This window comes from Haladaptatus sp. AB618 (assembly GCF_024136965.1).
In the GTDB taxonomy this organism is placed as follows: Archaea; Halobacteriota; Halobacteria; order Halobacteriales; family Haladaptataceae; genus Haladaptatus.
The window spans coordinates 1-13421 of the sequence record NZ_JAMYJX010000016.1 but is presented as its reverse complement, the minus strand read 5'-3'; the positions used below and the strand labels follow the sequence as shown (position 1 = coordinate 13421).

Here is a 13421-nt window from a genome sequence, read left to right as displayed (position 1 = left end):
CAACTCTTCGAGACGATTCAGCGTTCGGAACAGAACACCAAGCTCGTGACAGCGGAAGGGGGAGAGCCAGTACCAGCTACCGCGTCTGTGGTCGAGGATGATTAATCGACTCAATCGAAAATTCTTTGGTACACGAGAAGTTCCTCTAGCGGAGGTATTCGAACAAACTCTTGAACTTGAAACCGCGAACCAGGGGAAATCGATGTTTTCGGGAAGTACGTGAATGGGGGCGCGACGTTAGTTGCCGGGAAATCATTCGTCGAATGGGAATGGTGTCCCAACCTTGAGATGGCCACACTGGTGATCTGTTGATACTGCCCTTTCACACCGAATACAGTCCTCTGGTAGTGCACAGGCATCATAATAGGCAGTTAGAAACGTACCTCGGAGTATCGGTTTCGTCTCTGTCGTCCTAAGGTCAGCTACTAGAAGATTGTCTTTTGCATTTTCGACAGTGCTTTCGAGATGAGTCACAAGAGGATCATTTTGTTCTCGGCTACCTTCAAGTGGGTTTCCCTCTACGCAGTACGCACATCGATCAGAAGGAGCAAATGACTCTGCAAGCGTTTGAAGTTGTGCCTTGAATGGTCGAAGAACTCGCTCGTGCTCATTGTTCATGATTGTGTATTTGTCTTCTATTTGAGCAATATCGGAGTCAATATGCTCTGATAGTATCGTTGGTCGGTCCATACAATATTCAATGATAAGTATCGTCCCGAACGTTCATCGAGATCGTTAAAGAATCAATCAAGGGACAATAGTATTCAAGCAGCAATGGAGGTATCGACATAGCAGGTCAGCAACATCGATCGCGAGCGGAACCCGATGATCTTACGTTCCGATCGTCGAGTTTTCAGATTATAGGTCCGAAACCAATGGTCGTGTACTGGGTACCAGAACAGGGATATTTCGAAATACCCCGTGAAAATGCGCGGGGGAGAACTTGAAAAATGGCAGAAATTTGTCTCTGGTTCAACTGAATGACGCCAAACTTGACTCGATATACTGTCCTACCTTCTCGTCGATAGCCGATTCTCTCTGCCCAAGCGGCGACACCACACCTGCTGTCGCACCACCCAACAACTCCCTGAGGACAGTATGATCAGGGACGAAATCGACTAGCCTATAGCGACTCTCCAAACCGATTCTTCGAGACGACTTCTGCAATCGATCGCCGTCGTTTCGTCCCCATCCCGGACCCTTTGGGATAGCCAAAGCCGACAACAGCTCCGCTGACGAGCTCAAGTGGAATACCAAACTGTCTCTTCAGGGCCACCTCCTCAATGCCAGTGTAGATACAAGAGCCGACGCCGTGATCCCAAGCTGCAAATTGCATGTGGCTGACTGCACGTCCGACATCGACGCCGGAGGAGGGGTAATCGTCAGTGAGGACAACGACAGCAAAGGCAGCATCCGCGACCCACTTCCCGCTGGTGCTCACCGTAGCCAAATCGTCGAGAGTGTCGCCATCGATCAGAAGAAAGTGCCAGTCCTGGCGGTTTCGACTTGAGGGAGCCAGTCGTGCAGCCTCTAGCACAGCACGTTCGATGTCGTCTGAAACGGGCTTATCAGCGAATTCACGAACTTCGAGTCGATGTTTGACAGTCTCCGTGAGGTCCATACGTATACTCATCGCCGAACATCCATAGCCATTTTTTACGTCAAAATCTATGGACTTTCTCTCCCATCGTCGATATCGAGATCGGGACTGATCTCCTTCACATCGACCGTCATCGTCTCGTGACCGTTCCGGTGAGCCTGTCGGCAATGCGGTCAGCCACCTTCACGGTTTGTCCTTCACCGGTACCGTAAGACGAGGATGGAAGCCATGGTTGTTCAGTTCCACAGAAGATCACAGTATGGATAATCACGTGGGGTCTTTCTACAGCCGTTGAACGCGAACGCGAGCAGGTGGACATTCTCCGGCAATTCTCAAACGAGGTTTTTTCTCATTTCGGAAGATGACAGCGTCGTCAATGACAACGTAGCTCTCCCCGTCAGTACACCCATCCCGAGAGGTGTACCAATCTACCACGAATCAAAACACTACGACACAAACTGACCTAAGCAACTATCGATTACTCTGAAGTGCGTCTTGTTTTGCGATTGGTTTGCGGTTGGAGAGAGGACGGTGATGCGTGAATTGGTTCTGACGACTGTGTCAGTTGCTTCTGCTCACAAGCGAACATGAGAGATACCTAGCTACTGTTCTCTGAGTTGGCGAATGCCACGCAGTCCCGTCGTTTAGCGGATCCCGTAGGTCGGGAAGCGAGTTCGGATTGTCAATCTAGTTTTGTAGATATTTTATATACTAGAGTGTTATTTGTGTAGGAAGCAAATAATTTATGCAATTCTACGTTTGGCAACAACACTAATGAGAGAAAGCTGAATGGTGGATCATACGGGGAACGATGCCTGATGAAACCGAACAAAACGTGCGGAGCGATCATAACCAGGAGCACATTATCGGAGATTGTAGCGGACGGGAAGGTGAGCTATCCATCTCGATCGGTCGAAATCCCGGAAGCTCGTGAACGAGTATGGACGGAGACCGATACTATCCTGACTGAGAGCGAGGAAACAACAATTCCTCGAGGGGATGCAGTCAAATGAAAATTACAGCAATAATTCGGTTCATCCGCCTCGAGAACGACGGCGATCGAAATCGCCACCCCCTCTTGCAGCGACATCGGATGTCTGCCCTCGTTATCGTCTTGCAACTTCTCTTGATCGTGTGTGTCGCTCCTAGTGTCGCAACCGCCGCCACGAAGGACGAACAACGGCTTGGGACCCAGTCGAAGAACCTGGAACGGATCGATGGTGGGACACTCAGCGCTCTTGAAACGGGATTGGCCACCGACTGTGCGCCAACCAACGGTACGAAGACGGGCAATTGCACCGCCACCAAGACGAGCACTTCCAACGAGTGTTATTCAGGTCCGAATAGAACGACGGCTACGCAACCGAATCCCGACGATACCGGTAACAATAGCGCGCCGACCGACCACTCCACTGATTCAGGGGCCACTGTGACTAGCTCATCGAATACACACACTACAATGTCCGAACCAAACACGAAAGCATCGCAAAAAGCGGACCGAGCGAATGCCCGCGGGTTCGGTCTGTTGCCAGACATAAACTCACCGATTATCGCGATAATCGGAATTCTCTGTGTAGTCGGTGGACTGATCGCTCTTGCCCGATAAACTATCCCGCCCTGCTCGGTCTAACGGCTTCGTTGAGGGAGAGATATCCCTGCCTCCAAGACGCGCTTTGCAGAAACCGAAGTGGTTCACAGGCCGAAACGTTTCAAACGAAAATACAAGGTAACACAATGAGATCCGATTCGATACAAAAATTGTTGATCGTCGCCGGAATACTGCTGTTCATCTCGGGTATTGGGTTTGCGTTTCTCAACTCGGGATTCGGCGATTTCGGTGACAGTTCACCTTCGGAAAAGTCGCGGAATACAACGCAGCCACCAGCGAGTACGACACCCACGAAATCGAATGCGACGTTGACGGAAAAATCGAGTACGAGTAGCACGACGACTTCAACATCATCACCAACAGCTTCTGCTACAACATCACCATCGACACCGACGACTAGTACAACAACTACAACATCATCTTCAACAACTACGACTACAACACTATCCTCAACAACTACGAGTAGCACGACGACTACCACATCATCACCAACGACTACGACTTCAACACCGTCCTCGACAACTACCACATCACCTCCAACTACGAGTAACACGACAACTACCACATCACCCCCAACAACCACCACTACAGCACCATCTTCGACAACTACCACATCACCCCCAACAACCACGACTAGCACGGGAACCGGAATTACGTTTTGACATCCTCCCCCGCCCTGAAGGGCGAGGATTCCCGACCGCGTTGGGATATTAAGGTTCGCGGTTCACTCACCTCCCAGTCAACAGATGAAGACAGCTCAGACCCAAACACGGACGAATCTGACGGCTTGCTTGAACCAGCCGTCGAGGAAGGAGAGCGACGGAGTGTTGAAATCAACGACCTAGGAGAACAAGGGGACGGAATCGCTAGTGTTGAACGCGGCTACATTATTATCGTTCCCGACACGGAACCCCAGGAACGAGTAACGGTTGAAGTCACGTCTGTGATAGTCACTGGCCGACGTACTCACGCTTATTCCAATATGAGTAATCGAGCATCAGAGCAAACGACGAGAAGAATACGGTACTCACAACGACTCGAAAATACCGACGAGACTCCAAAACCAGCCGAAGTCCCTTTGAATGGGAAACGGGATTGGCTTTCTATCGAAATCGAACAATAGGCTACGCTACAACATACAACTCACCGATCAAAACACTAATTTTAGTGGACATTGTGAGTAATATTGTCGGGTGGTGATTTCACAAGCGATTGGGAGAGAAACGACCCGACAAGCGTGGGTATTAGGAGACCATTCACCCACCACTCACCCACGTTTTGCCATCGCGAACCGAGTATTTTAGATTCCACACCCTACTGCGAAGACAAGTGATTGATGTAGAGATCCATCGATAAAATAAGATTCAACGGTGTTGTTACTGACGACGTAGGCTGAAATAGTCCTACGAAAGGAAGTCGAAGATGGTTCGCCGAAGCTCGGCTGGTGAGTTGGCAACAACGTCAGTGTGGTCAGTCGCCTGAACGGAAGCGCCATGGCAAAACCGGATTACAGTGCTGCCAGCTTGGGCGGCGGCGCGAACACCATTGACAGAGTCTTCAATAACAAGGCATGTAGAGGGAGAGACATCGAGCTCGGCAGCTGCATGCTCGTAGATGAAGGGTTCTGGCTTACCAGGCAAATCGATATGTTCAGCACTCACCAGTACATCGATTGGCGCCAAATCAAAGCGCTCGATAACCGTTTTGATCCAGTCGGCTGGTGCTGACGAGACGATTCCGACGTTAACGTCCCGGTCACGAAGCGTCGCAAAGAACTCTGGAATTCCAGGAGTCATTGATACTTGTTCGCCATACACTGTCTCGGCAGCTCGTTCGAACTGTCGTGCATAATGCCCGGGAGCAGCCGAAAGCCCATAGGTGGCTGCAAGGTCTTCGAGACTCTCACGGAAATTACGACCATTCACGTCTTCAAGAGTAGGATTACCAGTTTTGGTATGAGGAAAAATCTGGCTACGCCAGAACTGCTGCCAAAACGATTCTGAATCGACGAGGACGCCATCCATATCAAATAGGACAGACTGAACCTGAGACATACTATAGATCACCCGTCCCCAAGATAAGCCGATTTCGGCACCAGTTGTCGTAGACAAGAAGTGAACAAATGCCACTCGATCAAAGTATGTAGAAAACAGCCGAAGCAAAAAAAAAAATGATATCTGAAAGCAATTTGTAGAAAGGACGGGTTTATCCTCCAGCAACCTGGACACCATACTATGTCATCAATAGAGCTAACCTCAAGTCAGAAAACGATCCTGACTGCACTTGTCAACCTCCATGGTGAGAGTGAAGGCACAATTAAGGGCGAAGACATTGCAGACGAAGTTGATCGGAATGCAGGGACGATTCGCAACCAGATGCAATCGCTGAAAGCACTCCAACTCGTCGAAGGTGTTCCGGGTCCAAAAGGTGGATACAAGCCAACTGCAACGGCGTATAACGCCCTGGACATACAAACCCTCGACGAGGCCGCTGAAGTGCCACTCTTCCGCAACGGTGACTCCGTAGAGGACACGACCGTCGAAAAGATTTCCTTGAGTAGTGTTCATCACCCAGAACTCTGTCGTGCCGAAATCCATATTCAGGGATTGCTAACTGATTTCCATACCGGTGATACAGTACGTGTTGGACCGACACCACTCTCGGATTTAGTTATCGAAGGCCAACTCGACAACAAGGACGATACCAACAATATCCTAATTCTCAAGATTCAAGCAATGGAAGCATCGAGTGAAAACTCGGCCCATTAGTGGTGATCACTCCGACTTCCAAATCAGCAGCATATTTATTTTACAACTCATCAAGCTCACAACTCACCCACATCCCAGTCACCGACCATCTGAGCACGTCGCCGTCGACGTAGTCGATTTTGTACACCATCGCCTCATCCCTGATCGTTCAAATCGTCCTCTATGTGATCGAGTCGCTCCTCCAAATCGTCGATTTGCAGTTGCTGTTCAAGCAACATCGAGATGAGAATTGGCGTCTCGACGAACAATGGCTTGTGAACCGTGCTAGGATCAGTATGCAAGTACGCATACTCAAGGAGGCGATCGAATACTTCCTGATCCGTCGGTCGAAGTGCTCGGCGATACGCATCCCATCTAGACTCGATGTGGCTGCTTTGCATCATTGCAGGTAATCACGACTACCGAGAGTCCCTTAGGCAAGCCAGGGCCGCTTCCAAATATACCAATAGAGGAAATCAGAGTGAGTACTGTTCATGCTGGCTACCACTCTGAAGCCAGATCTGATATTCTGTTACCGTCAGTTTGGAGCGAATCAGTACGTCTCTCTCCAGAACGTTCTCTACGGGATGAGCCTCAAAAAGTCCAGTAGGACCGGTCGTCAGCAGCCCGATCGAATCCTTTCCGATTGTATTTTCCGAAACCTCAGTTGCCACCAACGCTCATTGGGAGAAAGGTAAGGAAAGCCGTTGGCAGGGCTCTCACAACCAGCCAGACCGTCAGCGCCGCATGATGGCGTCGGGAAGTTGCGTTGGCCAGGTGTGAGAGCGCAATTGGACCATCGGACGGAGGCATAAAACGCGTACCGGTAACACAAATGCAGATTGTAGTAACTTACATTCGCAGTCGCTGGTATCAGGTTGCATGTCCCGACAACTGCTCAATTTTGAAACAAAAGATGACCATCTGAACTCTATAAGTTATAGATTCTATTTTCAATGGTTATATAGTGATAATGGAGAACCTCAAGAGTAGCTATGCAGAACTCTTATGTACCTACGACCCATTTAATAGAATAGATTGTGACAGAATATTATGATCTCATTCTCGGCTTGATCCCACTCGCATTGATTGGTGTTACCGGCGCAGTCAGTGCTGCTGGGCTTTCGATGACAGCTGCAGTTCCTGTCGGTGCAACTGTTTCCGTCCTCCTCATCGGGCATGCACTATTCGTGAATGGCCCCGTCGATATTTCTCCAGAATCGACATCAGTTGCTCCCACTCCCCAGACAAACTCGGCTGACTAAGTGCGCATCCCTGCGGTCTAGTTTTCGGCATGAATACTCGCAACCTGCTTGGAGGGCAGCATGAGATCAGCAAAAACTCATGCTTGGCTGATTAATCTCAACAGACAAGGCATCGAATGAGACCGAGTTAGTACATTATACTAATCATCGTTCTGCTACTTGATGCCTAAGAGGACCATATATGGTTCGTAGTATGACGACTATAGTAGTGAGTTAACAAATCTTTTTGGTCTAGTAGACTAATAGAGTAGTGAGTATCATGAGTGACTCTCCACGGGACTTAGCATCGGAGTGGGAAACCGAACTCGAGGGTCGGACGACTGTCGAGAAGGTCTACGAAGTGCTCCTCCAGTTGAACGATCCACTTCGGGTCTCCGAGATCGCAGACCGAGCAGGAGTGGCGCCAGATACCGCACGGAAATATCTGGAGTTCCTTGGAGAGATGGGAGTCGCGAAGAAGCTCGGCAATGAGCCGGTGACGTATGGTCGGAACGACTCGTACCTCGAATGGCGGAATATCGATCGCCTGCAACGAGAGTACACCATCGAGGAGCTAAACGATCGACTATCGGAACTCAGTGACACTATCTCGTCGTTCCAAGAGACCTATGAGGCCGAAACGCCTGATGAAGTCGTCCCGCAGGAGCACGGCTACGAGAGGCTCGATGAGACGATGGATGATCTTCGACAGTGGAACGCAGCGTGTGAAGAAGTCGATAGGCTCGTCGAGGCACTCGGACATGGCACACCAAGCGCACAAACGGAGACGGTGAAAATTTCGGATATGGTTCAGTTCTTCCAGCAGCTGCAGTCCAACCAATTGAATTCTTCTGCAGACACACGTTCAGAAAACCACTCCTAATCAGATAGATGGGAAGTCGCCGAACAAGGAGATTCTGCGAAGAGTTGCACGGAAGCTTGGGAATATAAGTCTCGTTACGCAGGTCAACACGTTTCCACCAAACAAACCAGCGACCGTCGAGGTCGTCTTTGATGCAACTGCGTATCCGGAGCATATCTCACGTGTGTATGTCGATATCGAGCTACAGTTCAATGGCAATTTCCACATCCACTATGTGGAAAGGTGGGAAGATGGCCGGAAAGAGTGTCGCTGGGATAGTCACGAAAATCCCCATAACGCTCGCGATCACTACCACCCGTTTCCAGCAGCAACCACTGATGATGCAGTAGATCGGCAGTATCCCAACGACTTCTTTGATGTAATTGGAGAGGTTATCACGGATATTCAGGCACGGTGGGGAGACACATTCGAAATCGCGGACTAACCTCGCTATTCAGCCCCGTAATCAGTGAGCCGGAGCTTCCCTTCGACTTCGTAAAGATGGCCCTTATTGTGCAGCCGTTCGACGATATCATCGGCAGCAGGCCGTCCAAGATCCTCTTCTTCCTTCAAAATCGCATACGCTTGCTCGTACGTGAGCTCTCCTTCATCCGGGAGTGCACTCGCGAGCGCATCAAGCGCTTCTTGGGCAAGTGGTGTGAGCGGCGATTTCCCATTTGGACCCATTCGTACTCCCAAATTAGAGGACACGATAGGTAAACCCTCGGACAGAGTTTCCTCGTGACACTATCTCGCTCATTGTAACAAGGGGAATAAGCAAACGACGTGGAAGGATGAGTTGGTCTGGGCACAGGAACCCACGTCGTCTGTTGGGGTACACTGACTGCAATCTACGCTTGGTACCCGACGGATAAAGACTTCAGCCAACCAGAGTGGAAGTGAAACTGAAGACACGAGAAGATTCGCGGCACCAACAACGTCAAGCCGAGAGCACACTGTCAAGGCGAATATCCATGGGTTAGTATATAATACTAACCGCCAATTCCCAACAAGATCAAATGCTCTAGTGGTGGTCTTGCTCTCCAAATCATCAAGAGTACTGTACTCAAGCAACGGAACTCGTTAAGAGTCTCGAAGGGTAGGGGACACCCCCCACCGTGTCCGCATAATTTGGTCCAACGAATGGTTGGTCGCTTGGTCCCCCACCTCCCACCATGTCCGCATAATTTAGCCGCAATTAATCTGAATCTCAAGCTTATCATCATCTATCGACTTCTCGTATTGCAGGTCCACTCCCTGTTCTTTTCGATGGATTACCCCCCACCGAGTCCGCATAAATTCGAGACCAGGCGAGGTCATCGAAGCCATGCTTTCCGTGGTGCCTGAGGTCCCATGTTCGATGTTGCGACAGAACTGTTTGTTTTCCGCGGAATGGAAAGTATGGTAGCGACCAAACGCGATACCCATTCGATCGACGATTGCATCGCCCAGGACGTTGAGGAACCTCCCCTGTTGTCCCGCGAACGACACGTCTGGTAGGTCTTCGGCTGTCGCACTTGAGCGAACGGCGTACGTCTCTCCCGGAATTGATCGCCATCGCGTCGAATGCGTCTTCGATCGCATTCGCCAAGGCGAATCTTCTTCGGTTAGTATGCTATACTAACCATCAATGCCAAACAAGATCAAGCGGTCCGGCGATGGCTTTGCTCTCCAAGTCACAAAGCCTGCCCGAGCCGCTGGGCTCGTCGAAGAGGCCGACGACGAGCCGACCCGTCTCGCAGACATCCGCGTATTCGCATTTGACGGCCTTCTTCTTGTCGTCGACCTCGACCGAATCACCGACGAGAATATCGTCGAACTCGCGACATCAGCCGCGCTCGACACCGTCTCGATCCACCGAGTTGCAAACGCTTCACTTCAGATTGCAGGGAACGGCTATCAAGTCCAACTGCCAGGTGCCGCAGATGCAGGATTTCACGTCGGTGATCGAGCACCCTGCACACCAGCGCCAAATCTACTCGTGATTGCAGCAGAAGAATCGGGACGAGTGGCAGCCGATATAGCGATGATTCGTCGAGAGCAGGTGTAAAATCGTCCGCTCTTGGTTAGTATAATATGCTAACAGATAGACGGATCCAGCCGGTCAATCGAATTGACAATGGTGCCCGATCATCGAGCCCAACGAGATCGATTTTATGTTCACCGTACCACCACCGACCAATCGCTCCATACGAGCCGTTTAATTTGCCAGCTTTGGTGAGGTGCCAGAGTGCCTCTTGGCAGATATCTTCGAAGGTCGATGCAACGAACCGATCCAATTCTGGCATAATTCGGTCTTCGAGCACAAGCTCGGGTGCCTGTTCGATGCCCGATCGATTCGGCTCGACAAAGCGAAACCAGAACCGAAGAAATTCATCGCTGATTCCGTAGATCGACCGTTTTGACTTCTTTTCGATCGCCGTAACGGGGACCTTGCGTTTCACGAGTCGCAATCGACGGAGCCGTTGGAGATACCCCGAAAGTGGTCCAGAACCGATGTCCGTCTGTCCAGCGATCTCGTTCGGTGTGGTGTATCCATTCGCAATGGCCTCGAGGATACTCATGTATCGTGATGGATTGCGTAGTTCCGTCCGAAGTAAGAACTCTGGTTCATCGTAGAGGATCGACGTTTTCGAGAGGTGATTCTGGAGGAGATTCGCTTCGAGTGACTCGTCGTAGTCAAAGAGCGTGAGGTACATCGGCATGCCGCCAGTCACTGCGAACGAGCGGATGCGTTCTTCGAACGGATAGTCGATGATCTCATTTGCCTTGGCAAACGTGAATGGCTGAAGGTCGATTTGTGCCGTTCGTCGCCCGTACAGTGGACTTTTCTCCGGATGCTCGAATACAAGTGTGAACGAAAAGGCACGCACTACGTTCCGGTGAATCCCCGAGGGACAACTAAAGAATGTGCCGTCTGTGGCGTATCGTCGGATAAACCTCTCTGGGTACGCGAGCACTCATGTCCGTCGTGTGGATTCATGGCGGACAGGGACTGGAACGCGGCGTACAACATCCTCGTTCGCGGTCTGAAGAAATTAGGAGCGGGATGCTCCGAATTAACGCCTGTGGAGACTGCGCTCCCTACGGACACCGATTCGGTGTCTGCAAAGCACGTCTTAGAAGCAGGAAGCCCTCCTCAACGCGCGTAGCGCGTAGGGCGGGGTAGTTCACTAGCTGGAGAGACGCACCCCTATCGACTTGTTCACCGAACCTCCGCATACGGAGAGTCACCTCTATCGATTTGTTCATTGGAGAGAAATCCAGAACGGATAATATAGAATCAATGAAGAGAAAATGTCGAAATTGAGAATAGCGATTCTCTAGACGTGATCGACGAATATATCTGGACAGTGATTTAAAGACCACACTCACACCCCTATCGATTTGTTCTAGCGGGAAAGAGCGTAGAGAGGTAGTCAATTACGGGGAATCCACGAGAGGATAGCATACCAGAAATCGCACTTTGAGAATCTCGGAATTTATATACCCAAATAGTACCGTATTCGGCTGATTGCAGGCATATGGAACAAATCGATAGGGGTGAGACGATAGGAGTAGAATCTGGAAAACAGAGGAAGCAACAAATAGCGGCACGCTTCTGTTCTCTGTCTTGCGATTCTTTTGGTCTCTCTTTTAAGTAGCCGTTTGTCGGGAAATAGGCAGAGTGGACGTAATTAGAACAAATCGATAGGGGTGTGTTCTTCTAGCTAGCTCTAGACTAGTACTAGAAAGAAAAGAAGAGAAGAAAAAAGACGATTCTCAGTTTTGTGCTAATCGTGGCGTAGATGCGACCACGACCACATTTGAGGATTCGACCACCCTCTCCGCCTTTGTGGTTAGAACAAATCGATAGGGGTGAGAGGGTGTGCTGGACTCATCGTGAGTCGATCCAGGCGAGGACTTATTAACAAATCGTCGGAGGTCAAGGAAGGCAGTAATGTAACCTCCCGATATCCTGTTTCTGAGCGCTATACCGGAAGAAAAGAAATCGACGGGAGAAACTTTTAGTATCCTGATAGAGTGGGTCAAGTATGCCCACAGACCCTGGTCCCGAGGAAACCCCTAAGTCTACGGGTTCTATCAAAGATCTCATCCTCGAGCAGGAGGAAGCTGCGAGTCTCATCAAGAACCGTTCCCTCCTCGAACCGAACGAAATCGTTGATGAAGAACGGATCGTCGGCCGTGATACCCAGCTCACGGATATTACTCAGCATCTTCGCGTTGCGATTAGTAACGAGCGGCCACCGAATCTCTTCCTCTATGGACCGTCTGGGACCGGAAAATCACTCATCATTAATGCCGTCTGCCAGAACATCGTTGAACTCTGCGAAAGTCGTGATATTCGGTTCGGTGTCATCCAGATGAACTGCCAGAACGTGGGGACCCTCGGTGCGGCCGTTTATGAGCTTGCCCGAAAGGTGGCAAACAACATCGGAACGACTGTCGACGTTCCAGAACACGGCATTCCAACCAAGAAAAAATGGCGCGAACTCTACCGTCTTATCAACGAACACTACGATACGGTCGTGGTCATCCTCGATGAACTCGATATGCTCGTCGGTCGTCGCGATAAGGATGAGCCAGCCTTCTCCCGGCTTCTCTATCAGCTCTCTCGTGCTGGAAGCACCGATGAAATCAGCGCTCAGGTTTCCGTGACCGCCATTACTAACGATACGAAGATGATGGAGAATGTCGGTAGTCGTGCTCTCAGTTCGTTTACCCCTGAGGATGTCCATTTCAGCGACTACGACGCCAATCAGCTCCGGGAAATCCTCCAGGCCCGTGAAGATGCTTTTCATGAGGATGTACTCAGTGACGACGCCATCCCGCTCGCAGCAGCATTCGCCGCACAAACCAATGGGGACGCACGGAAAGCGATCGATCTGATGCGAACAGCGGGGTCGATTGCAGAAAAAACAGGTGCGGACAAAGTCCTGGAAGAGCATGTTCGAGAAGCCCAAGATAAGGTTGAACAGAACCGCGTATTAGAGGTAACTCGTGGGATTAGCACGCAGAAGAAGCTCTGTCTCTTCGCAACTGCAGCTGTGGCACGTGAAACTGGAACTGGTGCAGCGAAAAGCCCGATTGGGTACCGAGTGTATCAGTATCTTACGGGCACTCTTGGTTCGGATCAGTATCACCAGGAGACGTACGTGAATAAGATGAAGGAACTCACGACGTATTCGTTGGTCGAGACAGAGCGGAAGAGCCAAGGCCCACACTCGGGCAGCTACCTCGAGTTCACGTTTGGTGAAAACCCAGAGACCATCATCGAAACGCTCCGGGAAGATTCGCGCCTAGCTGGACTCCAGTAGAAGTCGAACTCCTCGATGAACCCGAGGTCGAGCGCGACCCG

General features: G+C 50.6%; 9 protein-coding genes and 4 pseudogenes. 7 read left to right on the top strand and 6 right to left on the bottom strand.

Going from position 1 to position 13421, the window contains the following annotated elements; translation table 11 throughout:
- Positions 1–1123: 1123 nt before the first annotated feature.
- Positions 1124–1621 carry a nitroreductase family protein gene (locus tag NKF26_RS23525; protein ID WP_253235000.1) on the bottom strand — a complete coding sequence of 166 codons (498 nt, stop codon included), beginning with the start codon at positions 1619–1621 and terminating at the stop codon, positions 1124–1126.
- Positions 1622–3309: 1688 nt separating this feature from the next.
- Complete coding sequence (locus tag NKF26_RS23520) at positions 3310–3822, bottom strand: hypothetical protein (RefSeq protein WP_253234999.1); 513 nt, start codon at positions 3820–3822, stop codon at positions 3310–3312.
- A gap of 63 nt (positions 3823–3885) precedes the next feature.
- On the opposite strand from NKF26_RS23520, the pseudogene NKF26_RS23515 reads away from it, so the two are divergent.
- Positions 3886–4155, top strand: a pseudogene (locus tag NKF26_RS23515) (TRAM domain-containing protein); the annotation flags it as partial.
- Positions 4156–4612: 457 nt separating this feature from the next.
- On the opposite strand, the gene NKF26_RS23510 reads toward NKF26_RS23515, so the two are convergent.
- Positions 4613–5263 (bottom strand): HAD family phosphatase, encoded by a 651-nt coding sequence (locus tag NKF26_RS23510; RefSeq protein WP_253227396.1) that lies wholly within the window; start codon positions 5261–5263, stop codon positions 4613–4615.
- A 180-nt stretch (positions 5264–5443) separates the two neighbouring features.
- On the opposite strand from NKF26_RS23510, the gene NKF26_RS23505 reads away from it, so the two are divergent.
- The 3 genes from NKF26_RS23505 (at position 5444) to NKF26_RS23495 (ending at position 8083) form a co-directional block, all read left to right on the top strand.
- Positions 5444–5977 (top strand): HTH domain-containing protein, encoded by a 534-nt coding sequence (locus NKF26_RS23505; RefSeq protein ID WP_253227395.1) that lies wholly within the window; start codon positions 5444–5446, stop codon positions 5975–5977.
- A 1019-nt stretch (positions 5978–6996) separates the two neighbouring features.
- Positions 6997–7221, top strand: a complete 225-nt coding sequence (locus NKF26_RS24555; protein WP_253227393.1) for a hypothetical protein — start codon at positions 6997–6999, stop codon at positions 7219–7221.
- 259 nt (positions 7222–7480) lie between these two features.
- Positions 7481–8083 carry an ArsR family transcriptional regulator gene (locus NKF26_RS23495; RefSeq protein ID WP_253227392.1) on the top strand — a complete coding sequence of 201 codons (603 nt, stop codon included), beginning with the start codon at positions 7481–7483 and terminating at the stop codon, positions 8081–8083.
- A 429-nt stretch (positions 8084–8512) separates the two neighbouring features.
- On the opposite strand, the gene NKF26_RS23490 is transcribed toward NKF26_RS23495, so the two are convergent.
- Both NKF26_RS23490 and NKF26_RS23485 read right to left on the bottom strand, forming a co-directional pair.
- Entirely contained in the window at positions 8513–8749 is a 237-nt protein-coding gene (locus NKF26_RS23490; protein WP_253227391.1) for a hypothetical protein, read from the bottom strand.
- A 738-nt stretch (positions 8750–9487) separates the two neighbouring features.
- Positions 9488–9604: pseudogene (locus tag NKF26_RS23485) on the bottom strand (PEP/pyruvate-binding domain-containing protein); the annotation flags it as partial.
- A gap of 88 nt (positions 9605–9692) precedes the next feature.
- Here NKF26_RS23485 and NKF26_RS23480 point away from each other — a divergent pair.
- On the top strand, positions 9693–10112 hold the full coding sequence (locus NKF26_RS23480) for a hypothetical protein (protein ID WP_253234998.1): 420 nt from the start codon (positions 9693–9695) through the stop codon (positions 10110–10112).
- A gap of 76 nt (positions 10113–10188) precedes the next feature.
- Here NKF26_RS23480 and NKF26_RS23475 read toward each other — a convergent pair.
- Positions 10189–10893 (bottom strand): annotated as a pseudogene (locus tag NKF26_RS23475) (ATP-binding protein); the annotation flags it as partial.
- Between NKF26_RS23475 and NKF26_RS23470 the strand changes: the two are divergent.
- Positions 10888–11214 (top strand): annotated as a pseudogene (locus tag NKF26_RS23470) (RNA-guided endonuclease InsQ/TnpB family protein); the annotation flags it as partial. The pseudogenes NKF26_RS23475 and NKF26_RS23470 sit on opposite strands and share 6 nt — an antisense overlap.
- Before the next feature lie 882 nt (positions 11215–12096).
- Positions 12097–13380: an orc1/cdc6 family replication initiation protein gene (locus tag NKF26_RS23465; protein WP_253234997.1), complete on the top strand. Its 1284-nt coding sequence runs from the start codon at positions 12097–12099 to the stop codon at positions 13378–13380.
- Positions 13381–13421: the final 41 nt, after the last annotated feature.